Genomic DNA, 25,671 nt, shown 5'->3' with positions numbered 1-25,671 from the left:
ACAATAGGTGAGGTGAAAAAATGGCACAACAACGAATATCTGCAGGCAATAGGGTTTTTGATTTCTTTAACTATTTCTTATTAGGGCTTTTAGCGGTGATTACCGTACTCCCTTTTATTCATGTGGTCGGTAGTTCTTTTGCTACAAGTGCAGAAGTTGCAAGTACAAAATTTCTATTGTTTCCAACTGAGTTTTCATTAAAAGCATATGAATATATTTTCTCCACCGATACGATTTTCAGAGCTTTAGGAGTATCTGTCATTGTAACAGTTGGTGGAACATTGTGGAGTATGTTCTTCTCTACTTTAACGGCATATGGTCTATCACGACGAGACCTCGTTGGACGTAGGGTTATAAATTTCTTAATTGTATTCACCCTTCTGTTCAACGGTGGAATGATCCCGACATTCTTAGTCGTACAGCAAACCGGATTATTAGATACTTTATGGGCACTGGTTATTCCGGTAACGATCAATGCTTTTAACATGATTATTTTACGAAGCTTCTTCTTAAATTTACCGCAGGGATTGGAAGAATCCGCGAAAATTGATGGAGCAAATGATTTTAGTATTCTGTTTCGAATCGTTATTCCGATTTCTCTGCCAGCCATTGCGACGATTTCCTTATTCTATGCGGTAACTTACTGGAATACTTATATGCATGCGATCCTTTATCTGGCAGATGCAGATAAATGGCCAGTACAGGTACTATTGCGGCAAATTGTAGTATTAGCTAGTGGAATGAACTATGATGCCGAAGCGTATTCAGATGTTCCACCACCAGAAGTAACAGTAAAAATGGCAACGATCGTAGTTGCAACTGTTCCGGTTCTATTAGTGTATCCATTCTTACAGAAGTACTTTGCTAAGGGTGCGCTATTAGGTTCTGTGAAAGGTTAATTCTATTCAAGAGGAGTCGTTTTCATGACGAATTGGCGTGATGCAGAGAGTAATAGGTTGGATGGTTTATTTAATGGAGTATTCTCTTGGTTATTAGAACAATTTGATCCACTTACAGGCGGATTCTATTATGCACGAAGCTCTGTGCTCGATGACCGGTTCACACCGGACATCGAGTCCACTTCCCAAGCAATAAACATTTTACTTAGACATCAACTTTTAGATAATATGCCACAAACGCTGAAGGAAAAAATGATCGCTTTTTTCCAGATGAGGCAGGATCCTCGGGCTGGTTATTTTTATGATCATAACCCCAATATGAAAAAGGATGAAGTGATGGTTCATCGCGCACTTCATTATTCGCTGAATAGTCTCAAGCGACTAGGAGCATCACCATTGTATCCATTGCCAGTGAAAAATCAGGTTGCTCCTGATTATACTAAATCGTTATCTTCCTACCAGAAAAAATGGGACAGTATTGATTTACGAAATAGTTGGAGAGGTTGTGACTTGCTTGCTTCTTCCACCGTATATTTTGGACAAATGGATGAAGCAACACAACGGAAATATGTTGATGCTTTTGCTGAATATTTAGCGGAAAGGCAAGACCAACAAACAGGTTTATGGGGAGAAGGATCTCTATATGTTCGTATATCGGGTACGTTTAAATTACATACCTTTTACCGGAGATATCAAATTTCGATGCCAAATCAAGGTCGTATCTATCAAACAATACTACATTGTATAAAGACAGAAGAAGCGATAGATATGTGTTATATCCGCAATCCGATTGACCTGATAAGTTATATTAAACCTGATATTTCAGAAGCAGACCTAAAAGAAATATCAGAAATAACGATTAACAACATGAAGAAATTAAAACAGAAAGACGGTGCCTTCTCAAGAGAATTAGCTCATTCACCAAAAGCACCGAATGTTGCCCAAGTAAAGCAAGGAGAATATTATCCTAATATGCCGGAAGCTGTAGAACTAGGATTAGGCTTAAAAGAAGGCGATATGAACGCAACTACACAAGCAACACTTATTCGAAAACAACTACATCACCTTTGGCAAAAAGATCCCAAACCGATTCCCACCAACTTTTGGGAGAGGGTCATGGGGAAATGTCCCATTTTGAAAGGCGAAATAAGCGAACAGAAAGAAGTGTAAAGCTTGATTCGATCGATGAAACTAGACTATAACAAACGGTTATCATCACATGCTGTAAATATATTAATCAATCATGCAATTTTTCAATTTGGCGGTTCATTATCGATTATCTTTGTCAACCTATACTTATGGCGCTTAACAAACAGTTTATGGGTAAACGGTCTTTATAATCTGATTGCCATTCTGTCACAAGCAGCGACAACCTTTTTAATTGGAAAAATGTCAAAGAAAAAAGGCAGGACAACAATATATCGTTATGGGATATTGATGACTGCCATTTTTTATTTGCTCATTGTTATGGTTCAGGAAGAGATTGTCCATTACTTTTATTTATTTGCGCTGCTGAGGGGAATAGCACAGGGACTTTATTGGGTAGCGTATTTTACCATTGTTCATGAAGTCTCTTCTGATCAAAATCGGCACCGTTATTTAGGGTGGAATCAAATAGTGATGGGTTCTGCAAACCTTATTGCACCAGCACTTGCCGGGTTTATTATTGGTTTGTTTGCAGGATTATCTGGTTATCTGATTGTTTTTTCGATTGCCTTTCTGATGTTTCTGGCAGCAACGATCGGCAGTTTCCGTATCAAGAGAGAATCGATCCGTCACCGTAATTATTATATGAGATATTTAGGTCAGATTATCGAACGAAAAAAGGCATTCCGACATGCATTAGCAGGTTGGTTTATTATCGGTTTTCCCCAAGGGATTCTTATGTATATACCACCAATCTTGATTTATAGCATTTTTGATGATGAGAGTGCTGTCGGTTACTTGAATGCCGGTTTCCTGGCAGTCTCGATACTGGCAAGCTATATCATTTCTCGATTTGCCAATATTGAACAAACAAAAAAATATTTATGGATCGCAGCAATTGGTTTCTTTGTCGCAGGTTCTTTTTTAACCTGGGAGATTGCAATGTGGAGTGTCATCTTATTTATGGTAACGCAAAATATGTTTAAACCTTTACAAGCGAATGCATATGCCGCTTATTATTTTCAATGGATTGACCGGATTCCACTTGGCTCCGAGTTTCGCGTTGAGTCCGTCGTCCTGAGAGAAACGATTATTAATATTGGCCGTGGTTTAGGAATAATCGTATTTATGGTGTGTTCCAATGAAATTGATACGAACACGGTTGCCTATGTGATTATGTTAGCAATGGCTATTCAGTTCATTTTACCAATGATAACAAAATTAAAGGAGGAGTCATAATGGCTGTTAACAATTGGGAACAGGCAGAACCAGGAGTTACAAGAAAAATTCATGCACCAGGAGAGCAACTAATGATGATGGAAGTATCGTTTGAGGAGGGTGCAGAAGGATCTTCCCACAGCCATCCACATGAACAATTAACCTATTGTTTAGAAGGTCAACTGGCCTTTCATGTCGATGGAAAAGAAATCATCGTCGAAAAGGGAGATTCTCTTCGAATCCCGTCCAACGCTGTACACGGTGTCAAGGCATTAACTAAAAGTAAACTCTTAGATGTGTTCACACCATTAAGAGAAGATTTACTAGATTAGAGGTGGATGAAATGAGTCTATTTAATATAAAAGATTATCAAGTTCCAAACGAAACTGACAGCTCAGCGGCGATTCAGCAAGCAATTGATGCCTGCGAAACAGCTGGTGGAGGTACTGTATATATTCCGTCTGGGACATATCAAACAGGACCATTTGCTTTGAAAAGCAACATGACATTGTACCTTGATGCAGGTGCAGTCCTATCCTTTACCGATGATTTTGAGCGCTTTCCGGTGGTAAAAACCCGTTGGTCCGGTTATGTCTGCTATGGTTTTATGCCGTTAATCTTTGGTGAAAATCTGACAAATGTAGCGATCAAAGGTGATGGTGTGATCGATGGGAATGGGCAAGCATGGTGGAAGGTGAATAAGCAGTTAAGAAAAGGTGAACATTTTCAATCACCTAAAACGGAGGAAATTGCTGAAGCTAACAAGGATTTTACCGAACCGGCAGATACCAATTTAGTGGAATGGTCTTCCCAGTTTTTACGGCCCCCACTTATCCAATTTTTCGAAGCCGATCATGTCACAATCTCAGGAGTTACCGTTAAAAACTCCCCTTTCTGGAATACGCATCTAGTATTTTGTAATAATGTTTCGATTCAAAATGTCACATTTCAGAATCCAGCAGATACGCCAAACGGTGATGGATTAGATATCGACTCCTGCCAGAATGTCAGAATATCAACTTGTCATTTTGATGTAGGAGACGATTGTGTAGTACTGAAATCAGGGATTAATCAAGATGGTCGTCATTACGGGGTGCCTACCAAAAATGTAACAGTCACCAATTGTACCATGCATCATGGCCATGGTGGTGTTGTATTTGGTAGTGAAAATTCCGGTGGGATTGAAAATATTACAGTATCTAACTGTATATTTGATGGTACGGACCGTGGTATCCGGATTAAAACAAACCGTGAGCGAGGAAGTTATATCCGAAATATTGTAGTGCAAAACATTATGATGGATGACGTCCTTTGTCCAATAGCAATTAATTCGTTCTATCGTCATGGTGTAAGTAAAAGCAATCCGGAATTACTGAATGCCGCACCTGTAGCTGTGACAGAAAAAACACCTGTAGTTGAACAAATAAACATTAGTCATATTACGGCGAGAAACTGTCGTGCCGCGGCAGGATTTATTTATGGTTTACCAGAAATGCCTGTGAAAAAGGTGAGTTTAGAGCATGTCACACTGGAAATGACCTTAGACGAAACAGTTCCTGGCGGTGAGCCGGACATGGTTCGTGAAGTGATTGAAATGGCAGGAGAAGGTATTTTGGCAAAATATGTGGAGGATCTTCGTCTCCATCATGTAGAAGTAACGCAAAGAAAAGGACCAGCGCTTCAATTACATCATGCGAGGCGAATCAAGATTGATGAGTTAACCTCGACAAATCAAACTGATCAAGAACCGGTTCTTGTCTATGAAGATACGGAAGAACTAAATATTTCTGGAGATGTTCGCGAAGGGGATTTTCTCCAAAAAGCAGGTGAATTATAATGAAAACATTTAAAAATCCTATTATTCCGGGGTTCTACCCGGATCCGTCGATCTGTCGTGTAGGTGACGATTATTACCTTGTCACCTCAAGTTTTGAATATTTTCCCGGTGTCCCGATTTTTCACAGTAAAGACCTTGTTAATTGGAAGCAAATCGGTCATGTCCTCGATCGCCCAGAGCAGCTAAACTTAGATCAAACACCAAATTCAAGAGGTATCTATGCACCAACGATTCGCTATCATGATGGCACCTTCTATATGATCACCACCTTTGTGGTAAGTAAAGAAGGAGCAAGAAGGAACTTTTATGTGACCGCTACAGATCCTGCTGGTCCATGGTCGGACCCTGTCTGGCTTGAAGGAGCACCTGGTATTGATCCTTCTCTCTTCTTTGATGATGACGGCAAGGTTTATTATACCGGAAATCGCAAACCACCTTCAGGGAGAAAGTACAAAAAACATAATGAAATTTGGCTGCAAGAACTCGATCTGGAGAAAAAACAACTCGTGGGGCCAACATACAGCTTATGGGATGGCGCATTAAAGAATGCCCATGCACAAGAGGCGCCACATTTGTATAAAATCAATGGTTGGTATTATTTAATCATTGCAGAAGGTGGAACAGGGCATACCCACGCGGTTACAATCGCTAGAAGTCAAGAGGTAACAGGACCATATGAAATGACGGAAACAAATCCAATCTTAACACACCGTCATTTAGGCAATCATCATCCCATTGTAAACGTCGGGCATGCTGATATTGTTGAAACACAGCATGGAGATTGGTGGATGGTCGCATTGGCGTCAAGACCATATGGTGGCTATTATCGTAACCTAGGCCGCGAAACATTCCTTGTGCCATTTATATGGGAAGACGGTTGGCCGATTGTCAATCCAGGGAAAGGAATCATCGAACCTGAGATGGAATTCCCCAACTTGCCAGAACATAAATGGCCTGCATTACCATATGCTGATTCGTTTGAATCGGAGCAACTAGACGATATCTGGAACTTTTTACGGACGCCACGAGGGGATTTCTGGTCCTTAACGGATCGCCCTGGTTATTTACGACTAAAAGCAAAGCAAGAAACCATTATGGAAGAAGAAAATCCTGCATTTGTTGGCAGAAGGCAACAGCATATTAACTTTTTGGTCCAAACGGTTATGGAGTTTGAACCGAAAGCTGAACATGAGACAGCGGGGATTGTACTTTTGCAAAATCATCATTTTCAATTCCGAGTGGAAGTGTTGTTAGAGGGCAGTCAAACCTTTGTACGATTAGTAAGAAGGGAAGCGGGCGAAGACGACATCATTGCAAAGGAGCAGGTTGATCACGATAAGATTTATCTGAAAGTAGAAGCTCAGGGTCAAGATTATACATTTTTCTATACAACAAAGCCTTTTGATTGGCAAGTGTTAGCTGAAAATGTTGATGGTAGAATTTTAAGTACTGATTTGGCCGGAGGGTTTATCGGGGCGTATATCGGTATGTATTGTTCCGGAAACGGTAAAGACACAGCCAATTTTGCCGACTTTGATTGGTTTGAATATCGCGGACTAGAGGAGTGAGAAGGTTGACAGTCAAACAATTATCAGCCTTGGATTGGGCAAAAATAGCATGTGATACGTTAATGGATCAATATGAACCGGTGAAATTACCTCCAGCAGATCGCTGGCATTATCATCAAGGTGTTTTCCTTTGCGGTATGCAGGATGTATATAAGTACACAGGGGAAGAGAAGTATTTTGATTATTATAAGGAGTATGTCGACAAGTTAGTAGATGAGGAAGGAAATTTCTATTTTGCCAGAAGCGAATTAGATGCAATTCAACCAGGCCTTCTGTTGCTGCCATTATATGAAAAAACCAAAGATAGGCGGTATAAAATGGCTGCTTCCAAATTAAGAAATCTATTGAATACGTTAAATAAAACAAAAGAAAGCGGCTTTTGGCATAAAGATAAATACCCGTATCAAATGTGGTTGGATGGTTTATATATGGCAGGGCCGTTTGCCATTCAATATGGACAACTGTTCGATGAACCAGAACTGACAGAATTAGTCCTGGAACAGGAACGGTTAATGCGCAAGAACACAAAGAAAGAAAATGGTCTTTACTACCATGGATACGATGAAAGTAAACAAACACCTTGGGCAACAGAGAGAGGTCATGCACCAGAAGTATGGGGTCGTGCATTGGGCTGGTATGCGATGGTGACGACTAATTTCATTGAAATGCTTGAAGAGAATCATCCGAAACGAGATGAACTAAAGCAAGTAGTTCAAGAGTTAATCGACGCGTTAGTAGCATTCCAAGATGAAGAAACAGGGCTATGGTATCAGGTGGTCGACAAACAAGATCAGCCCGATAACTATTTAGAAAGCTCCTGCTCTTGTTTATTCACCTATGCCATTGCCAAAGCAGTCAACAAGGGATATATCGATCCATCTTATCGCGCCAAAGCAGAGAAAGCCTATCAAGGTTTAATCGATGATAAAGTCAAAGTAGATGACGACGGTCGCTTCCAATTAACGGATATTTGTATTGGTACTTCGATAGGAACGTATGATTATTATGTTCAACGCAAAACAAGTACAAATGACTTGCATGGCGTCGGTGCTTTTATACTTGCCAGTATACAACTTGAAATGGGAAAAGAGGATAGCTAATGTCATCACGTTTATTGTTAGCAGGAGATTCTACCATGGCGACAGCTGAAACATTTAAATATCCGCAAATGGGTTGGGGGCAAACGCTAGGGCATTATTTCACAGATGAGCTAATCGTTCGCAACCATGCAGCATCAGGTCGCAGTAGCAAGTCCTTTATTGCGGAAGAACGCTGGGATGCAATCGAAAAGGAATTTCAAGCAGGTGATTATGTCCTGATTCAGTTTGGTCACAATGATCAAAAGCCTGACGAGGAACGGGCGACGAATCCTTATACAAGTTATCAGGATAATTTGCGATTTTTTATTCAACGCTCACGTGCTTTCGGTGTTACACCAATTCTTTTAACATCGATAGCCCGAAGACATTTTGATGAGAATGGTCATTTGCAAGAAACACACGGTGATTATCCGCAAGCTGTCAGAGAGCTGGCGGAAAAGGAAGAAGTAGTTTGTATCGATATGCTTACCCTTACTAGAGAAGCGTTACAAGAGCTAGGTGATGAAAAATCTAAAGAATGGTTTATGAGACTGGAACCGGGTGAGTACGAAGCATATCCTGACGGGGCAGTTGATAATACTCATTTACATGAAAGAGGAGCCCATCAGCATTGTCGATTATTTGTAAAAGAGTTAATCCGGATTAAACATCCATTGGCTTCTCTGGTGAAACGAAATGAGGTGAGTCTGTGAAGAAATTATCCGTTTTGCAAAATCTTGAGCAACAGAAAGTTGTCGCAGTAATTCGAACCGACTCGGTAGCGCAAGCGATAAAAGTTGCCGATGCTTGTATTGCAGGTGGTATGAAACAGATTGAGTTAACCTACTCGATACCGAATGTAGAAAACGCTGTCGAACAATTACAGACTGATTATCAGGATGATAGTGAAGTGACCATTGGAGTAGGTACTGTATTAGATGCCTACACAGCAAGGCAAGCTATTTTTGCAGGAGCGTCGTTTATCGTCGGACCTTCGTTTGATGCAGATACTGCTAAACTATGTAACTTGTATCAAGTTCCTTATTTTCCCGGCTGTTTAACCGTTACAGAGGTGAAAGAAGCGATGGAAGCAGGAGCGGATATCGTCAAGATCTTTCCAGGAAGCAATATCAGCCCTGGGTTTATAAAAGCGGTGCACGGTCCTGTTCCTCAAGCTAATATGATGCCTACTGGTGGTGTCAGTTTGGATAATATCCAGGAGTGGCTGAAGAATGGTGCAATAGTAGTTGGAGTGGGCGGAAATCTGGTAGCTCCTGCAAAGGAAGGAAACTATCAGAAAATTACCGAGCTAGCTAAGGAGTACATGGCAAAAGCAAGAGAGGTAAGTATATGAGAGTATTAACTTTTGGTGAAATGCTTTTGCGATTAACAACAGATCCGACTGTCCATTTGCAGCAAACCAATCAATTTGACTTTTACTATGGTGGCGCAGAAGCAAATGTTGCCGTTTCATTGGCAAACCTTGGCATTACAAGCAGATATATTACGAAAGTGCCTGCAAATAATATTGGTAATGCCTGTGAAAATTATTTGCAAGCAAACGGTGTAGAAATCAATGAGCTTGTTTATGGCGGAGATCGCTTGGGGCTTTATTTTGTAGAATCAGGTTTTGGAAACCGTGCCAGTCAAGTAACCTATGATCGCAAGTTTTCTAGTTTTGCGAATATCAGATCAGACGAAATAGATTGGGACCAGGTGTTAGAAGGTGTTGATGTTTTTCATACAACAGGAATTACACTCGCGTTATCTGAAGAGCTACGGATGATAACACGAAGAGCAATGCAGAAAGCACGTCAAAGAGGAATCAAGGTTAGCTTTGATTTTAACTACCGCTCCAAACTTTGGTCTCAGAAGCAAGCAAGCGCGGCAATTCAAGAAGTGTTACCTTTTGTCGATATCGCATTTTGTAATAGTATGGATGCTGTTTATCTGTTGGGTATAGAACAACAGGATGATTTAACAGCATATTATCTAACCATCCAGGATACATATCCAAACATTGCATTATTTGCATCCACTACAAGAAAAGTAGCATCTTCGTCTAAACATTCTTTACAAGGAAACCTCTATACAAAAGGACGTATTCAGCAGTCTATCGAATACACGATAGATCCTGTAATTGATCGTATTGGTGGGGGGGATGCCTATGCAGCGGGGATTATTTATGGTTTTCTGAATAATTGGTCAGAGGAAAAGATTGTCTCCTTCGCAACGGCAAATGCTGTCTTGAAACATACCATAAAAGGAGATGGCAATGTGTTTTCTGCTGAAGAAGTCGAACAATTCAGCGCAAGTATGAATCAGGAAATTAGTAGATAGCAAGTACAAGGAGGAATTAAAAATGGAATTACGCTATGCCAATCACCCAGAGGAAATTAGAAGATATAATACCGATGAGTTACGTGAGAAATTTTTGGTAGAGAAATTATTTGAAGCAGGAAAAGTCCACTTAACTTATACACATGTGGATCGGATGATCTTTGGGGGTGTAACACCTGCATCAGAGGAATTGACAATCAAGCTTGATAAACAGTTAGGTGTAAGTTATTTCTTAGAGCGTCGGGAACTAGGTATCATTAATATCGGCAACGATGGCTACGTACTATTAGATGGTGAACGTTATGATATGAAACGTCACGATGGATTATATGTAAGCCGTGGTACAAAGGAAGTCTGGTTCGGTTCCAATGATCCAGCTAATCCTGCGAAATTCTATACCTTATCATCACCAGCACATCATACTTATCCTACTGTAAAGATTGATATAAAAGACATTAAGCCATTAGAATTAGGTGAATCAGGTACTTTAAATGAACGAAAGATTCACCAATACATCCATCCAAATGTATGTGAGAGCTGTCAATTGCAGATGGGCTTAACTATGCTTCAGCCTGGTAGTGTATGGAACACGATGCCAGCTCATACGCATGATCGTCGAAGTGAAGTGTATCTATATTTTGATATGGCAGAAGACACTCGTGCATTCCACTTTATGGGTGAACCAAGTGAAACAAGACACCTTATATTGAAGAATGAGCAAGCTGTTATCTCTCCAAGCTGGTCAATCCATTGTGGAACGGCTACAAGTAACTATACCTTTATTTGGGGTATGTGTGGTGAGAACATTACGTATACCGATATGGATCATATTAGCATGGATCAATTACGTTAAGGAGGATGTTTCATGGGTGAAGGTTTACAAGATTTTTCACTAGATTATTTTTCGTTAAAAGGTAAAACAGCAATTATTACAGGCGGGAACACGGGACTTGGTCAGGCTTATACAGTAGCTTTAGCCAAGGCTGGTGCCAACGTATTTGTCGTAACACACGGCACCAATTGGGATGAAACAAAAGAGTATTTAAACAATATTGAAGGAAAAACAGAATTTTTCCAAGCCGATCTGGCGGATCGCGAGCAATTACAAAAGGTTGTTCCAGCTTGCGTCGATACCTTTGGCACAGTAGATATTCTTGTTAATAATGCAGGTACAATCAGACGGAATCCGTTATTGGAATTTAAAGATGAGGACTGGGATGATGTAATGGCATTAAATCTCGATGCAGTCTACTTCTTGAGTCAGGCGGCAGCGAAAGTCATGGCTGAGAAAGGTTCCGGAAAGATCATTAATATTGCATCTATGCTTTCCTTCCAGGGCGGTAAATTTATTCCGCCATACACCGCCAGTAAGCATGCCGTGGCTGGTTTGACCAAATCTTTTGCCAATGAGTTAGCTGAACACGGAATACAAGTGAACGCTATTGCACCAGGATATTTCGCGACGAAGAATACCGCACCAATCCGTTCAAACGAACAACGAAATGCAGAAATCCTATCGAGAATACCAGCCGGCTACTGGGCAAACCCCAGTGATCTAATGGGGACAGTCGTCTACCTGTCCAGCAAAGCATCAGACTACATGAACGGCCACATCCTGGCAGTAGACGGCGGCTGGTTGGCAAGATAATTTTACAAAAAGACAGTGGCCATTTTAACAAATGGAATACTGTCTTTTTTTATCGAAAAGTACTGTGCGCAAAGTAATTCTCTTGTGGGTTTGCTTTCTTCCATTTTTAAAAAGTTGGGTGTAAGTTCGTCGCTACAGAAAAATACTCCCTAAAATTTTCACTAGTTCGCAGTTTTTATCTATTAGGAGGTTGATGATATGCATTTAAACCTGGGAATACGTGGTCATGATATTGACTATACAGATCCACAACAAATAGCGGCAGAAGTATCTTCCAAAGGATTACATGCTGTCCAATTAGCATTAGCCAAATCATTAAAAAACCTGCCGACTGACACAGGTACATTAAGTCCCGGCTATGCGAAATATATAAATCAAGCATTCGGACAACATAACGTCAATGTAGCGGTTCTCGGCTGTTATATTAATATGATTCATCCTGATCTAACGAGGCGTGAACAACTGTTAACAAGGTTCAAAGAGCATATCCGTTTTGCTAGAGACTTTGGTTGCAGCATTGTTGGATCAGAAACAGGGAACGTGAATGAGAAAATGGGATATACGGAAGATAATTTTACGGAAGAGGGTTTTCAGAAAGTCGTCAACAGTGTTAAGGAATTAACCGATGAAGCGGAGGAATGGGGTGTCATTGTCGGAGTGGAAGGCGGGATCAACCATCCGATTCATACCCCGCAGAAAATGAAAAGACTATTAGAAGAAGTTAATTCTAATCATCTGCAAGTCATTTTTGACCCGGCAAATTTTATGTCGATGGAAAACTATTATAACCAAGAACAGGTCTTTGAGGAATCATTTGAATTATTTGGCGATCGAATCGTTGCCATTCATGCAAAAGATTTTATCATAGAGGATAAATGGATCAAGATGGTCCCTGCCGGAAAGGGAATGTTAAACTATGACTTGTTATTTGCATTGCTAAAAAAACAGAAACCTTTTATCGAAGTGTTATTAGAAAATACAAAGGAGCCATATATTGATAATAGTATTCAGTATCTGCGGCAAAAATACCAGCAAGCCTAAGCATATTTAATATGAAAGAGAAGAGACTAATATATTGATTCGTCTCTTCTCTTTTGTTTTACTTTAAATAAGGCGTGCGGTATAATCAGCAAGGAAAGTTTAAAACCGACAACATTACTGGGGGTTATCAACATGAAAAGAATACATTTTTTTATTCTGATTATTGGTTTACTTATTTTACTTGCAGCATGTGGGAATGCTGATCAAGAAGAACAAGATACAGGAAATACAACAACTGAGGAAACTCAAGAAGATACAGACACCAATTTATATGAACAAATTCAAGAGGCTGGTGTGATTACAGTAGGTACGGAAGGAACGTATGCACCATTTACTTTCCATGATGAAGATGATCAGTTAACAGGTTATGATGTAGAAGTGATGCGTGAAGTAGCTTCTCGTTTAGGATTAGAAGTAGAATTTAATGAAACGCAATGGGATTCTATGTTTGCTGGTTTAAATGCAGAACGTTTCGATGTAATTGCTAACCAGGTTGGGATTGACGAAGAGCGTTTAGAGTCTTATGATTTCTCAGAACCATATACTTATACAGGCGCAGTAGTGGTTGTTCCTGCTGATAATGAAGAGGTGACATCATTTGAAGATTTAGAAGGTAAACAATCAGCGCAGTCCTTAACAAGTAACTTCAGTTCTATTGCGGAAGAAAATGGAGCAGAAATTATTGGAGTAGAAGGTCTTGCTCAAGCAATTGAAAATATTAAACTAGGGCGCGTGGACTTAACGGTAAATGACAAATTGGCAGTGTTGGAATATATCAATGAAACGGGAGACGATTCAGTCAAAATTGCAGCAGAACAGGACGATGTTTCTGAGTCAGCATTTGCATTTCGGAAAGGAAATGAAGATCTGATAGAAGCATTTAACGGAGCATTAGCAGAAATGAAAGAAGACGGTACATTAGCGGAAATTTCCGAAGAATGGTTTGGTGAAGATGTTTCTAGCAAATAATCTGCTGTTTACTGTCACAAATGAGTCAGGAAATTGGGATTTAATTCTTCGAGCATTCTGGCCAATGGTGGAAGGGGCAATCAAATATACGATTCCCCTTGCACTTGTTTCTTTTTTACTGGGTATAATTATTGCTTTAATTACAGCCATTATGCGTTTGTCACCACTTAGAATTGTACGTGCACCTGCTGTTTTTTACGTTTCGGCAATTAGAGGTACACCATTATTAGTACAATTGTTTATTGTGTTCTACGGCTTGCCAACGATTGGATTAACAATTGATCCATTACCAAGTGCAGTTATAGCTTTTTCATTAAATGTCGGGGCATATGCATCAGAAGTGATTCGTGCGTCGATTTCTTCGATTCCAAAAGGCCAATGGGAAGCTGGCTATACAGTTGGGATGACATATGGGACAACATTGCGAAGAATTATCTTGCCACAAGCAACTAGAGTTTCCATTCCACCTCTCTCGAACACATTTATTAGTTTAATAAAAGATACGTCACTTGCCTCTCTGATTTTAGTAACGGAATTATTTCGTAAAGCACAAGAGATTGCAGCAACAACCTATCAATTTATGCTTTTATATGTAGAAGCTGCGGTTTTATATTGGATTATTTGCTTTTTATTATCGATTGTACAGGAAATAATTGAACGCAGGCTAGAACGTTATATAGCAAAGTAGAGGGGGGATAGCGTGCTATTATCAATTAAGGGACTTCAAAAAAGCTTTGGTGAATTGACAGTTCTTAAGGATATTGACTTACCTGTTGAAAAAGGAAAAGTAGTGACGATAATGGGTCCTTCCGGTTCTGGTAAAACGACCTTACTGCGTTGTTTAAATGGTCTGGAAATTCCTAATAAAGGAGATTATCAATTCCATGATGGTTTTTCGTTAGATTTTAACGAGAAATTAAGCAAAAGAGAGATGCTCCAATTGAGAAGAAAATCGGGTATGGTTTTTCAATCGTATAATCTTTTTCCACATAAGACCGCATTAGAAAATGTAACAGAAGGTCCTGTTATCGTACAGAAAAAAGATAAACAAACAGCAACAGATGAAGCCAAACGTTTATTAGAAAAAGTAGGCCTACAGGATAAGATGGATTTATATCCACATCAATTATCAGGTGGTCAGCAACAGCGTGTCGGTATTGCTCGTGCACTTGCAATCGAGCCGGAATTGATGTTGTTTGATGAACCGACATCTGCACTTGATCCTGAGTTAATTGGTGAGGTGTTGGGGGTTATTAAAGATTTGGCAAACGAAGGGTGGACCATGGTAGTCGTAACCCACGAGGTATCTTTCGCTAAACATGTGTCCGATCATGTCATCTTTATGGATGGCGGTTATATTGTCGAACAAGGTGATCCAAAAGAAGTACTGGAACAACCAAAAGAGCCCAGAACAAAACAATTCCTAAAACGGATTTTACCAGAAGTGTAAAGCCGGGATAGTAATAGTTTTATAAAACGGTGCTTATTATATCCTTATAAGTGATGAAGTCTTCTTTAGTAGTAGATACAAACTGCGAACTAGTGAAAATTTTCGAAGTGATGCTTTTTTCCATTCTCATTATAGTTGAGTGCTAAATCGTCGCTGCGGAAAAATACTCCCTTTCCTGTGGGGAACGCTTCAGCCTCCTCAGCAGAACCCCACTGCCTGCGGGGTCTTCAGACTGTTCCTTTCCCACAGGAGTGTCGCATTTTTCCGCAGCTTAGAGTAGCTCGCTGATTAAGTGAGAGGAAATCTTAAGAATATAGCTCCGTGGGTTTTATTCTTACAATAATTAGAGAATCACTTTTAGCGTAGGCAGAATACGGAGACTCCTGTGGGACAGCGAGAGCTGAAGATCCACTTTGCAAAGTGGTTTTCTTAGCAAAGTTAGCTGAAGCCGAGCCCACGGAAAGCGCAGTATTCTGCCGAAGCGGTGACATAACACTCTCTACAGAAAGAATGGCAGAAAGCAAATCGAAAACGTATATTATGTTAACTTTGGTGGTTAAAAAATAGATGATTATTTTAAAAGTATTATAGGAAAAGGGCTTGAGGTGAAGTTAAATGAGCAAACACCCGCCAGATCATGAACATACGGATCAAAATATGATCAAAATAGAAGTGAACTTGGATGATACTCCGGGAGAATGGCTTGGCTATGTGATGGATAAATTGTTCGACGCAGGGGCGAATGATGTGTATTACACACCTATTTACATGAAGAAGAATCGCCCTGCTGTCCAATTACAATTGTTATGCAGTGAAACACGGTTAACAGAAATGAAGGATATCCTTTTATCTGAAACGACAACCTTGGGAATTCGCTACTATCCGTTGACAGTATACCGGATGGAGCGAAGCATAAAGACAGTCGACACAGAGTGGGGACCTGTTACCGTAAAAGAAGGTGTACAGAGAGGGAAAGTAGTCAAAGCATCCCCGGAATATGAGGATTGTAAAAAGATAGCAAAGCTTCATAACATTCCGCTTAAAGATGTATACCAATCGGTGTGGAAACAATTAAAATAACTGGATTATAGCCTCATAAAGTGTGTTTTGCAAAAGCCTGAATAGTCTCCTTTATGATACTATGCCACTTTAAAGTGCGTACTATTGATTATTAATATAATCCATTATAATTAGGTAAGTTAGAAGTAAATAGGTAACAAAGGGGACATTTTAACATGAATGTATTAGTAGTAAAGGCGAATAATCGTCCTTCAACAGAAGGAATTTCTAGTAAAATGTATGAAGCTTTTATGGCTGAATTGGAAGGTCAAGAATTAAATATTACAACTTATGATGTGTATGAAGAAGATACACCATTCTTTGGTCAGGATATGTTTAATGCTTTCGGTAAAGTACAAAACGATGAAGAATTAACAGACTTAGAATCACGCCTTTTAGCAGCAAAGCAAAAAGCAATGGATGCCATTTCGGCTGCAGATGTAGTTGTCTTCGCATTCCCGTTATGGAATTTGACAATCCCAGCTAAATTACAAACTTTCATTGACTATGTATATGCTGCAGGCTTCTCATTTAAATATAGCGCTGAAGGTAACCTGGTTCCGTTATTAACAGACAAAAAAGCAATATTCCTAAATGCTCGTGGAGGGATTTACTCTACACCTGAATCAGCTCCGATGGAAATGGCTGTGAATTATATGCGCAATGTAATCGGTGGAATATTCGGTATGGAAGTTATAGATGAGGTAATTATAGAAGGACATAACGCCATGCCTGATAAGACGGATGAGATCATTGCTGCAGGTTTAGAAGAAGTAAAAGCATCTGCACAACGTTTAGGTGAGTTAACTCTTAAAGTTTAATGTAAAATTTTTTTCAAATATATAAATAGAATCTGAAGTAAAATTTATATATTAACCCGTTTTCGACAATGTTGGAAGCGGGTTTTTAATTTCTCACTGTTTTCTCATTTTTCTCTCACGGTATACTCATCTTCCTTGACTATTATATAAGTAACAACAAACGAGGAGGAATGAAAATGAAAAACAAAACCTTTTTCACAATTGTATCAGGGTTAATTGTAACGGGAGTGGTATTAGCAGCAATACAATTCTCAGCTAATCCGGCTAGTGCTTATTTATCACAAGAGGAAGCAGAACAAAAGGTAGCTTCGAAATTCTCTGGAGAGGTTATGGAGTTTGAGTTAGACGACAATGAAAAAATATATGAAGTTGAAATCGAAGGAGCAGATCTGGAATATGAGTTGAAAGTAGACGCTGAAACTGGTGAAGTTATCAATATAGAAGAGGAAGCATTAAGAGAAGATATGAAGCAAATAACAAACAGCAATTCTGAAAAAGAAGTTACAACAGTATCACTTCCTGATAACCAACAAAATAGCAGAGATGATGATAAGGGAGAGATAAAGAATCAAGCAAGCTCATTACTTTCGATTGAAGAAGCGAAAACAATTGCAACTGAAATGTATTCTGGAACAGTCAAAGGGATTGAGCTTGATGAAGACGATGGAAATTACAATTATGAGCTAGAAATTATAACGGAAAAGGCAGAAGTTGAGTTAGAGATTAATGCAAAATCTGGGGAAATTGTTTATATTTCAGTAGATGAGGATGAGGCAGAAGCTAAACAAAAACGTTCATCAGATAACATGAAGAGTAAAATTTCAACAGATGAAGCCCGTTCTATTGCATTAGATAAATATTCTGGAACAATCAAAGAATTAGAGTTAGATGAAGATGATGGCAGACACATCTATGAAATCGAAATTAGAACAGATAAAGGTGAAGTAGAGTTAGAGATAGATGCAAGAACTGGGGAAATCCATAAACTAGACTACGATGATTAATAGTAGTATAGCGTATGAGTTTATTATAAAAGCAAGGGACATAACTAAATAGGAAGAACGAGAATCCGAACAACCTGAACTTAGCGTAAGCAAAATACGCAGACTCCTGTGGGAACTCACACGAGCTGAAGATCCACTGTGTGAAGTGCTCTTCTTCACACAGTTAGCTGAAGCCGTGCCCACGCAAAGCGAAGTATTTTGCTGAAGCGGTAAATTTGCTCAGGCATTAATGTTCGGATTTTTCCTGTTTAATTACTCTTTTGTCCCAACCTCTTTGTTTTGTTAACGCGAAAGCATTCATCAAAAGAACAAGAAATATAACAAAACAACGTGCCACCATCACAAAATAACTGATTCTATCGAATATTAATTTATAAACAACTAAGGGGAATCTAATCAACATTATGCTAAAAAAAGTAACCATTTTAAGTTTAATAGGCTTAGTTTGTCTATCTGTGTTTCATAAAACGGTTAGTGCTGAGTCTTATACAGTACAACCCGGAGATACATTATTGAAAGTTTCTGATAAGTTAGGTACACCAACAGAGACTATTGCTAATCTGAATCAATTGCAATCTACTATACTTAATCCAGGTCAATATCTGGAAATTCCAGATCCGTATATAGTGAAGGCAGGAGACACGCTTTATAAAGTAGCTATTCAATTAGGAGTTCCGTTACCCGAATTAATCGAAGCTAACCCATCACTTCTAACTTTTCCATTTCTCACATGGATTTATCCGGGACAGAAAATTAAAAAACCTATACAACATGAAAAGGTTTATATGGGGGATTCTAGTGAAAAAAGAATCGCCCTTACATTTGACGACGGTCCAGAAGATACATATACTCCGGAGATTTTGGAGGTTCTAAAGGAAAAGAATGTAAAAGCAACCTTTTTTGTTTTAGGGGAGAGGGTTAATGAATATCCGGAAATATTAGCACAAATACATGAAGAAGGTCATGTGATAGGTAATCATACTTGGGATCATCCACATTTGCCTGAATTAGAAGAAGAGCAATTTATCGATAATCTACAATCTGCTAATGAAGAAATAGAAGAAATTATCGGTATAAAACCAGAATTATTTCGCCCCCCATTTGGAGAACTGGAAGATCATCAACTAGAATGGCTTCAGAACCAAGGTTATCAGACTATTATGTGGTCTGCTGATACAAAAGACTGGAGCGAAATTTCTGCAGAAGAAATTGTTAATACAGTGATGGAGGAGGCTAATCCAGGTGTCATTGTGCTTCAGCATAATTATCATGCTTCAGGACCATTTGAAACAGTTGAGGCATTGCCAGAAATGATTGATGAATTACGAGCAGAAGGATATGAGTTGGTTACCGTACCAGAAATATTACAAGATTAGAACTTGGAAACAAGAGCGGCTGAGTGTACTATTCACTCAGCTTATTCTGTTTCATGGCTAAATTGAAACCTCTACTTTCGATTTTATCCTTAACTTGAAGTTACATCCTCTGGAACTGGTCCAGCGCTCTGTCGTTCTGTTAGAGATGGATGTAACTTCTTAATCACATCCTTTTCTTCCGATTCAATCCGTTCAATAATCGCTTGCACGATTTCTTCTGCAAGCTCGTCAACAGGTACGCCAATACAAGTCATTGGAATTTCTGTTGTTTCCATTTGGGGAATATTGTCATAGCTGATTAAGGATATATCATCTGGTACCCCAAGTCCTTTTTCTTGTAAGGCACGTAAAATACCACTACTGATATCATAACTACTACCTATGATAGCTGTTGGTCGTTTTTCTACATGTAATACATCATCCACTGCCAGATAACCATCAAACCAATCTAACCCATCCGTTGCAATGCTTTGTTCAGTAAGACCAATTTTTTTTATAGCTTTTTGATACCCTTCTACTTTCTCGTTTTGCAGGGCATCATCTGTATTCATTAACCCAACATAAGCAATATGTCGGTGGCCTAAATCATATAAATATTGTACTGCCTTCTCCATTGCTTGTTCATGATTGGCATCTATGATTGGATAGGTTACCTTTGTTTTTCCTGATACACCATAAGCAACAAGAGGAATATTTTCTTCAGGAATCATGTTCTCTGATTCAGCAAAAACAATCATGCCATCCACCTGGAACTTTTTAAAGGTTTCCATCGCTGTATCAGTGGAGTCTACAGACAAAATCATCGAATAGCGTGTAGATTCAAAAGCTTTACTAATATTGGTTACTAATGTTGCGAGTACAATTCTTTCAATGGTAGGCCAAATTAATCCGACAACTTCTGTCTTTTTCCGAACTAATTGTTTGGCAGCTAAATTTGGTTCATAGCCCATTTCTTTTGCGACACGAAGGATTTTTTGCTTTGTTACTTCTTTTACCAGCGGACTGTTATTTAATGCTTTGGATACAGTGGAATAGCTGACATTCGCTTCTTTTGCGATATCTTTAATGGTCACACTCATAATTAATCACCTTTAACTTTCTGAAAAATTGTATAATTTATTGTTGTGTTCTATTTTTAAATAGTATATCATAAAAATAACAACGTTGTTATTATTTTTTGAAACAATGGAACCGTTAACAAAAAAGGAGTGGAGATAATTGAAACAATTTCAATCAGTTGTGGAAGCATTGCAAGCAGGAAAGTTACCGGAGTCGTCGGAAGCAATACAAGTTTATGAAAAATCTCTTGAAAAGAAAGATAATGCTTCCGTTGTTATGGTAAAGTCCGATACAACCAAATACCTGGTAGCTGCAGGAGAAGGGCCATTATTCGATGCTTTACAGGGGGACACAGTGGCAAACGGAAAAGTGTGCCCATTAACACATGAAAATAGTAAAGTATTGAATCAATTCTTTGATTATACGAAACCACAGGCTTTTGGTACAGAAATTGCAACAATGGGACTTGGTGACCGTTTAGGTGTAGCGTCTCCTGGACATATCGAAACGGTCAAAGGGAGAAAAGTAAAACCGATTCTAGCTCAGCAAAGTGTTCGTGAATTAACTTTGTTAAACCGTACGATGACAGATATTTTAGATGCAGCAACTTTTGCAGTATTCCAAGAAGGCTATAAAGATGGTTATGGAGCAGATGCTGACCATATTAAATTGGAAAAAGATATTGAATATGCGTTGGATTTAGGGTTCTCTTTTATCACATTGGATTGCTCCGAGCAAATACGCAATGATGTCGAAGGTCTGGTAGAAGAGGATGTGCATAAGGAATATGCTGATTTACCTGTAGATCGCAAAGAATACTATAACAGCCATTACTTAAATAAAACATTTAATGTACAGGGTCTGGATATAGCGTTTGATGAAGCAAGCCTTCATAAAAATGTCCTTGTGTATGGTGAAGCCATTGATTTCATGGAACATGTGTTTAATGCATATATTTCCAAAGCGGAGAAAGCGATTGATTTTGAAATTTCAATTGATGAAACAGAAACAGTTACTGCACCGGAAGCTCACTTTTTCGTTGCTGAAGAACTACGTAGAAGAGGAGTTACTGTTCAAAGTTTAGCGCCAAGATTCTGTGGTGAGTTCCAAAAAGGTATTGATTATATTGGAGATCTTACGCAATTTGAAAAAGAATTACATGAGCATGCAGATATCGCTAAGTACTTTGGTTACAAGTTAAGTATTCACTCTGGTAGTGACAAATTCAGTGTATTCCCGATCATTGGTAAGTACACGGAAGGTTTACTCCATATTAAAACAGCTGGTACCAACTGGTTGGAAGCAGTTCGTGTTATTGCACAAGTAAATCCGGATCTTTATCGTCGCATGCATGTCTATGCGGAAGAGCATTTTGAAGAGACATTGAAGTATTATCATGTAACACCAGACTTAGAGAGCGTGGCGCCATTATTTGAAACCAAAGATGAGGATCTGCCATCATATATGGATCATGACGCATCCCGTCAATTATTCCATGTTACATATGGGATACTCTTAACAGCTAAAAGCGAATCCGGTGCCGATTTGTTTAGAACAGAATTTTTCACTACATTATTGAAAAATGAAGATGCTTACCGTGCAGCATTAGTAAAACATATCGGACGACACCTAGACTTACTGGGATTATAATTACCGTATTATTTAGGAACATAAGATAAAAACCGCGAACTAGTGAAAATTTGACTTGGTGTAGCTTCCTCCCATTCTGATTTAAGGTGAATGCTAGCATTCGCTTCGGCAGAATACTACGCTTTCCTGCGGGGTCTTCGGACGCGTGCCCATAGGAGTCTCCGTATTCTGACTCTGCTGGTTCTAATGTTCTGATTGTTGAAAGAAGAAAATCTTCGGAAATATAATCAAGGGATTTCTTCTCACTATTCCAAAACACTAGTCAAAGCTGCGGAAAAATGCGACACTCCTGGGGGGAACAGCGCGAGCCGAAGATCCACTTTGCAAAGTTAGCTGAGGCCGTGCCCCCGGAAAGGGAGTATTTTTCCGCAGCGATGGTTATGCACTCATCAAGAAAAGAATGGAAGAAGGCAAATCCATGTACACGGTACTTCGCAGTTTATGTAAACTACGTTATTTTAAATTTTAGGAAAGTGGGGATATAATGAAATCGTTTATGGATGAAAATTTTGTGTTAACAAATAAAACTGCCGAAACATTGTATCACAAATACGCGAAAGATTTACCAATTATCGATTACCATTGCCATTTAAGTCCACAAGAAATTTATGAGAATACGCAATTTGAAAACATTACGAAAGTATGGCTATACGGTGATCATTATAAGTGGCGTGCAATGAGAGCAAATGGTATCGAAGAAAAATATGTGACAGGTGATGCGAGTGATTACGATAAGTTTTTAGCATGGGCAAAAACAGTACCACAGCTGATCGGTAATCCACTTTATCACTGGACACACTTAGAATTAAACCGCTATTTCGGAGTAGAAGAACCACTTAATGAAAATACCGCACCTGCTATTTGGGAAAAGGTTAATAAGCTGTTAAATAGCGGAGAATGGAATGTTCGTGATTTTATCGTGAAGTCTGGAGTAGAAGTGGTTTGTACCACAGATGATCCAACTGACTCTTTAGAATATCATGAGAAAATAAAAGCAGACTCTGACTTTAATGTAAAAGTATTACCAAGTTACCGTCCAGATAAAGGGCTTGAAATTAACCGTGAGGGCTTTACGGACTGGGTACAAAAATTAGCTGATGTTTCTGGTATTGCTGTTGATTCTTATGATGCTTTCTTGCAAGCATTACAACAACGAATCGACTTCTTCCATGAAATCGGCGGCAGAGTTTCCGATCATGCATTAGACGAAACGATGTATGAGCAAGCAAAAGAAGAGGAAGTTAGTGCCATTTTCGCTAAAGCATTAAAAGGTGAGAAAGTGTCTGTAGAAGAAGAGAAAAAATATAAGTCATTCACGCTTACTTTTCTAGGCAAAGAATATCATAAAAAAGGCTGGGCGATGCAATATCATATTAATGCTCACCGCAACAATAACACTCGTATGTTTAACCAGCTTGGCCCTGATACAGGATTTGATTCAATGAACGATAGTCTACTAGCTCAGCCATTGGTACAACTACTTGATTCATTAGATCAGGCGGATGCATTGCCGAAGACTATTCTTTATTCATTGAATCCAAGAGACAATGTGACCATTGCAACCATTATTGGCAGCTTCCAAGGTGGAGGCGTACCAGGGAAAATGCAATTAGGTACAGCATGGTGGTATAATGATACGAAGTTAGGCATGATTAATCAGATGGAAACATTGGCGGATATCGGTGTATTCAGCCGCTTTATTGGAATGCTTACCGATTCACGCAGCTTTTTATCCTATACGCGTCATGAATATTTCCGTCGCATTATGTGTAACTTAGTCGGCGCATGGGTCGAAAACGGTGAATATCCGAATGATGAGGAAACTTTGGCAGAGATTGTACAAAATATTTCCTATTACAATGCAAAAGAATATTTTAACTTTTAAATAGAAGCGCTCAGATTGTCTGGGCGCTTTTTGATGATTAAAAGTTTCCTATTGGACGGGAGGATCGCCAAAAGGAGCTCTCGTGTCCAATAGAAGCGGTCAAAAGGACGGGAGGACCGTTCAAGGACTCCCTCGCGTCTGATAGAAGTGATCTAAACGACAGGAGGACCGAAAAAATAGGAACTCCCATCAAAAAACACGAACAGCACCTCGATCACATTAATCTAGTAATAAATGCTGTTGCGATACCGAAGTAAATCAATAAAGAAAAAATATCGTTAATCGTTGTAATGAGCGGACCAGAAGCAACGGCAGGGTCAATCTTTAGTTTATATAGAATTAACGGGATAATAGTACCAGCTAATGTTCCGATAATTAAGGTAATCAACAAGGAACTGCCTACCACTAATCCTAGCGTCATATTACCTCTCCACAAATAAGCAATGACCGCGATCATAAGACCACAAGTTACCCCAATAATAATTCCAACCCATAGCTCCCGGAGAATAAGTTTAAGCGCTTGTTTGAAGTTCAAATCTTCAGAAACCAGCCCACGAACCACCACTGCTAATGATTGCGTTCCGGTGTTCCCTGTCATACCGGCAATGAGCGGCATAAAGGAAGCTAAGGCAACAACCGTCTCTAAGGTGTCTTCAAAGCTACTAATAATGCTGCCTGATATAAGACCAATGAATAGTAATAGAATTAACCAGGGAAGTCTTTTATAAGCAGCGACAAAAGGTTTCGTGTTGAAACCAATCGCTTTACCGGATGCAGACAATTTTTCAATATCTTCATTTGCTTCCTGCATTACAATATCAATGACATCATCAACAGTGATTACACCAACTAATTTGTTGTCTTCTTCGACAATCGGTAGGGATACGAAATCATAGCGACTAATCAGCTTAGCAACCTCTTCTTGATCTGTATGTACATCTGCCTTTACTACTCTTCGATACATAACCTCTTTTACTTTATCCTGTAAATCAGCTAAAAGTAGGTCTTTATACGATACAACACCGACAAGCTTTTTATCGTCATCAATCACATATAAATAATTAAGATATTCAGCAAGTTCTACAAAGTGTTTTAATTTATCAACCGCTTCCCGGATGGTGTAATGTTGAGGAATCCACACATATCGATTATTCATCACTCTACCGGCTGTTTCAAGCGGATAATTCATGAGATTTTGTACGATTTTCGATTCTTCTTCGTGCATTTCCGATAATAATTCTTCAATTTTTTCCGGTTCTAAGTCGGTAAGTAGAGAGGCTAAGTCATCATTTTGCATTAGGTCTAATACTTTGGAGGACTTTTCAATTCCTAGTTTATAGATAACTTCTAACTGCTCTTCTTTATCCAGCTCTTGTAAAAGGTCCGTTAATTGTTCAATGGACAAGTAGAGAAGAAACTTATTTCGATGTTTTACCGGAAGGCTGTGATATTGTTGTGCCATATCATATGGTTGTAGTTCATCAATAAATTCCTGAAATAATGCTCTCTTTCCATCTTTTAATGCTTGAATGATTGCTAATGAGATTTCATTTTCTGTCATGTTTAACGACATCTTTAACCCTCCCTTTCACATAGGATTTCACCTGGAATTGCAGATATGT

24 protein-coding genes are annotated in these 25,671 nt (G+C 39.1%); 22 read left to right on the top strand and 2 right to left on the bottom strand.

Features of this window, described 5'->3' with window-relative positions; genetic code table 11:
- Positions 1-20: 20 nt before the first annotated feature.
- From GI584_RS21990 to GI584_RS21895, 20 genes are all read left to right on the top strand, one after another.
- Entirely contained in the window at positions 21-899 is an 879-nt protein-coding gene (locus GI584_RS21990; protein WP_100358752.1) for a carbohydrate ABC transporter permease, read from the top strand.
- 24 nt (positions 900-923) lie between these two features.
- Complete coding sequence (locus tag GI584_RS21985; protein WP_100358753.1) at positions 924-2,069, top strand: hypothetical protein; 1,146 nt, start codon at positions 924-926, stop codon at positions 2,067-2,069.
- A 3-nt stretch (positions 2,070-2,072) separates the two neighbouring features.
- Positions 2,073-3,284, top strand: coding sequence for an MFS transporter (locus GI584_RS21980; protein WP_100358754.1), 1,212 nt, complete (start codon positions 2,073-2,075; stop codon positions 3,282-3,284).
- Positions 3,284-3,595: a cupin domain-containing protein gene (locus GI584_RS21975; protein WP_194842070.1), complete on the top strand. Its 312-nt coding sequence runs from the start codon at positions 3,284-3,286 to the stop codon at positions 3,593-3,595. Before GI584_RS21980 ends, GI584_RS21975 begins: the two co-directional genes overlap by 1 nt.
- An 11-nt stretch (positions 3,596-3,606) precedes the next feature.
- Entirely contained in the window at positions 3,607-5,100 is a 1,494-nt protein-coding gene (locus tag GI584_RS21970) for a glycoside hydrolase family 28 protein (RefSeq protein WP_153792629.1), read from the top strand.
- Positions 5,100-6,668 carry a glycoside hydrolase family 43 protein gene (locus GI584_RS21965; protein WP_153792628.1) on the top strand — a complete coding sequence of 523 codons (1,569 nt, stop codon included), beginning with the start codon at positions 5,100-5,102 and terminating at the stop codon, positions 6,666-6,668. Before GI584_RS21970 ends, GI584_RS21965 begins: the two co-directional genes overlap by 1 nt.
- Before the next feature lie 5 nt (positions 6,669-6,673).
- A complete protein-coding gene (locus GI584_RS21960) occupies positions 6,674-7,768 on the top strand; it encodes a glycoside hydrolase family 88/105 protein (RefSeq protein ID WP_100358758.1) in 1,095 nt (364 codons plus the stop codon).
- A complete protein-coding gene (locus GI584_RS21955; RefSeq protein WP_153792627.1) occupies positions 7,768-8,460 on the top strand; it encodes a rhamnogalacturonan acetylesterase in 693 nt (230 codons plus the stop codon). The genes GI584_RS21960 and GI584_RS21955 overlap by 1 nt, the downstream gene beginning before the upstream one ends.
- Complete coding sequence (locus GI584_RS21950) at positions 8,457-9,101, top strand: bifunctional 2-keto-4-hydroxyglutarate aldolase/2-keto-3-deoxy-6-phosphogluconate aldolase (protein ID WP_100358760.1); 645 nt, start codon at positions 8,457-8,459, stop codon at positions 9,099-9,101. Before GI584_RS21955 ends, GI584_RS21950 begins: the two co-directional genes overlap by 4 nt.
- A complete protein-coding gene (locus GI584_RS21945; protein WP_153792626.1) occupies positions 9,098-10,087 on the top strand; it encodes a sugar kinase in 990 nt (329 codons plus the stop codon). The genes GI584_RS21950 and GI584_RS21945 overlap by 4 nt, the downstream gene beginning before the upstream one ends.
- 22 nt (positions 10,088-10,109) lie before the next feature.
- Positions 10,110-10,940 (top strand): 5-dehydro-4-deoxy-D-glucuronate isomerase, encoded by an 831-nt coding sequence (kduI, locus tag GI584_RS21940; RefSeq protein ID WP_153792625.1) that lies wholly within the window; start codon positions 10,110-10,112, stop codon positions 10,938-10,940.
- 12 nt (positions 10,941-10,952) lie between these two features.
- Positions 10,953-11,735: a 2-dehydro-3-deoxy-D-gluconate 5-dehydrogenase KduD gene (kduD, locus tag GI584_RS21935; RefSeq protein WP_100358763.1), complete on the top strand. Its 783-nt coding sequence runs from the start codon at positions 10,953-10,955 to the stop codon at positions 11,733-11,735.
- 198 nt (positions 11,736-11,933) lie between these two features.
- Complete coding sequence (locus GI584_RS21930) at positions 11,934-12,776, top strand: sugar phosphate isomerase/epimerase family protein (protein WP_153792624.1); 843 nt, start codon at positions 11,934-11,936, stop codon at positions 12,774-12,776.
- Between the two features lie 132 nt (positions 12,777-12,908).
- A complete protein-coding gene (locus tag GI584_RS21925) occupies positions 12,909-13,745 on the top strand; it encodes an amino acid ABC transporter substrate-binding protein (RefSeq protein ID WP_100358765.1) in 837 nt (278 codons plus the stop codon).
- Positions 13,729-14,433: an amino acid ABC transporter permease gene (locus GI584_RS21920; RefSeq protein ID WP_100358766.1), complete on the top strand. Its 705-nt coding sequence runs from the start codon at positions 13,729-13,731 to the stop codon at positions 14,431-14,433. Before GI584_RS21925 ends, GI584_RS21920 begins: the two co-directional genes overlap by 17 nt.
- Before the next feature lie 12 nt (positions 14,434-14,445).
- Positions 14,446-15,195 carry an amino acid ABC transporter ATP-binding protein gene (locus GI584_RS21915; RefSeq protein ID WP_100358767.1) on the top strand — a complete coding sequence of 250 codons (750 nt, stop codon included), beginning with the start codon at positions 14,446-14,448 and terminating at the stop codon, positions 15,193-15,195.
- Positions 15,196-15,810: 615 nt separating this feature from the next.
- Positions 15,811-16,275 carry a nickel pincer cofactor biosynthesis protein LarC2 gene (larC2, locus tag GI584_RS21910; protein ID WP_100358768.1) on the top strand — a complete coding sequence of 155 codons (465 nt, stop codon included), beginning with the start codon at positions 15,811-15,813 and terminating at the stop codon, positions 16,273-16,275.
- A 155-nt stretch (positions 16,276-16,430) separates the two neighbouring features.
- Positions 16,431-17,075: an FMN-dependent NADH-azoreductase gene (locus GI584_RS21905; RefSeq protein ID WP_100358769.1), complete on the top strand. Its 645-nt coding sequence runs from the start codon at positions 16,431-16,433 to the stop codon at positions 17,073-17,075.
- A 176-nt stretch (positions 17,076-17,251) separates the two neighbouring features.
- A complete protein-coding gene (locus GI584_RS21900; RefSeq protein ID WP_194842069.1) occupies positions 17,252-18,079 on the top strand; it encodes a PepSY domain-containing protein in 828 nt (275 codons plus the stop codon).
- A 404-nt stretch (positions 18,080-18,483) separates the two neighbouring features.
- Positions 18,484-19,455: a polysaccharide deacetylase family protein gene (locus GI584_RS21895; RefSeq protein WP_153792622.1), complete on the top strand. Its 972-nt coding sequence runs from the start codon at positions 18,484-18,486 to the stop codon at positions 19,453-19,455.
- A gap of 89 nt (positions 19,456-19,544) precedes the next feature.
- Here the strand turns inward: GI584_RS21895 and GI584_RS21890 are convergent, their stop codons facing one another.
- Complete coding sequence (locus GI584_RS21890) at positions 19,545-20,534, bottom strand: LacI family DNA-binding transcriptional regulator (RefSeq protein ID WP_100358772.1); 990 nt, start codon at positions 20,532-20,534, stop codon at positions 19,545-19,547.
- Between the two features lie 139 nt (positions 20,535-20,673).
- Between GI584_RS21890 and GI584_RS21885 the strand changes: the two genes are divergently transcribed.
- The gene (locus GI584_RS21885) at positions 20,674-22,164 is read left to right on the top strand and encodes a tagaturonate epimerase family protein (protein ID WP_153792621.1); all 1,491 of its coding nucleotides are present in this window, start codon (positions 20,674-20,676) and stop codon (positions 22,162-22,164) included.
- A 484-nt stretch (positions 22,165-22,648) separates the two neighbouring features.
- A complete protein-coding gene (uxaC, locus tag GI584_RS21880) occupies positions 22,649-24,049 on the top strand; it encodes a glucuronate isomerase (protein WP_153792620.1) in 1,401 nt (466 codons plus the stop codon).
- 214 nt (positions 24,050-24,263) lie between these two features.
- Here uxaC and mgtE read toward each other — a convergent pair whose 3' ends face one another.
- Positions 24,264-25,622: a magnesium transporter gene (gene mgtE, locus GI584_RS21875; protein ID WP_153792619.1), complete on the bottom strand. Its 1,359-nt coding sequence runs from the start codon at positions 25,620-25,622 to the stop codon at positions 24,264-24,266.
- Positions 25,623-25,671 lie beyond the last annotated feature (49 nt).

The sequence above is a fragment of the Gracilibacillus salitolerans genome (assembly GCF_009650095.1).
GTDB lineage: Bacteria > Bacillota > Bacilli > Bacillales > Amphibacillaceae > Gracilibacillus > Gracilibacillus salitolerans.
This window is presented reverse-complemented; position numbering and strand designations above follow the sequence as displayed.

Bases quoted from the DNA above. Each gene is read 5' to 3' on its own strand.
- GI584_RS21895 (WP_153792622.1), top strand. From the start codon at position 18,484: ATGCTAAAAAAAGTAACCATTTTAAGTTTAATAGGCTTAGTTTGTCTA.
- larC2 (WP_100358768.1), top strand. From the start codon at position 15,811: ATGAGCAAACACCCGCCAGATCATGAACATACGGATCAAAATATGATC.
- GI584_RS21985 (WP_100358753.1), top strand. From the start codon at position 924: ATGACGAATTGGCGTGATGCAGAGAGTAATAGGTTGGATGGTTTATTT.
- mgtE (WP_153792619.1), bottom strand. From the start codon at position 25,622: ATGTCGTTAAACATGACAGAAAATGAAATCTCATTAGCAATCATTCAA.
- GI584_RS21900 (WP_194842069.1), top strand. From the start codon at position 17,252: ATGAAAAACAAAACCTTTTTCACAATTGTATCAGGGTTAATTGTAACG.
- uxaC (WP_153792620.1), top strand. From the start codon at position 22,649: ATGAAATCGTTTATGGATGAAAATTTTGTGTTAACAAATAAAACTGCC.
- kduD (WP_100358763.1), top strand. From the start codon at position 10,953: ATGGGTGAAGGTTTACAAGATTTTTCACTAGATTATTTTTCGTTAAAA.
- kduI (WP_153792625.1), top strand. From the start codon at position 10,110: ATGGAATTACGCTATGCCAATCACCCAGAGGAAATTAGAAGATATAAT.
- GI584_RS21920 (WP_100358766.1), top strand. From the start codon at position 13,729: ATGTTTCTAGCAAATAATCTGCTGTTTACTGTCACAAATGAGTCAGGA.
- GI584_RS21975 (WP_194842070.1), top strand. From the start codon at position 3,284: ATGGCTGTTAACAATTGGGAACAGGCAGAACCAGGAGTTACAAGAAAA.
- GI584_RS21965 (WP_153792628.1), top strand. From the start codon at position 5,100: ATGAAAACATTTAAAAATCCTATTATTCCGGGGTTCTACCCGGATCCG.
- GI584_RS21925 (WP_100358765.1), top strand. From the start codon at position 12,909: ATGAAAAGAATACATTTTTTTATTCTGATTATTGGTTTACTTATTTTA.
- GI584_RS21890 (WP_100358772.1), bottom strand. From the start codon at position 20,534: ATGAGTGTGACCATTAAAGATATCGCAAAAGAAGCGAATGTCAGCTAT.
- GI584_RS21955 (WP_153792627.1), top strand. From the start codon at position 7,768: ATGTCATCACGTTTATTGTTAGCAGGAGATTCTACCATGGCGACAGCT.
- GI584_RS21970 (WP_153792629.1), top strand. From the start codon at position 3,607: ATGAGTCTATTTAATATAAAAGATTATCAAGTTCCAAACGAAACTGAC.
- GI584_RS21905 (WP_100358769.1), top strand. From the start codon at position 16,431: ATGAATGTATTAGTAGTAAAGGCGAATAATCGTCCTTCAACAGAAGGA.
- GI584_RS21945 (WP_153792626.1), top strand. From the start codon at position 9,098: ATGAGAGTATTAACTTTTGGTGAAATGCTTTTGCGATTAACAACAGAT.
- GI584_RS21930 (WP_153792624.1), top strand. From the start codon at position 11,934: ATGCATTTAAACCTGGGAATACGTGGTCATGATATTGACTATACAGAT.
- GI584_RS21990 (WP_100358752.1), top strand. From the start codon at position 21: ATGGCACAACAACGAATATCTGCAGGCAATAGGGTTTTTGATTTCTTT.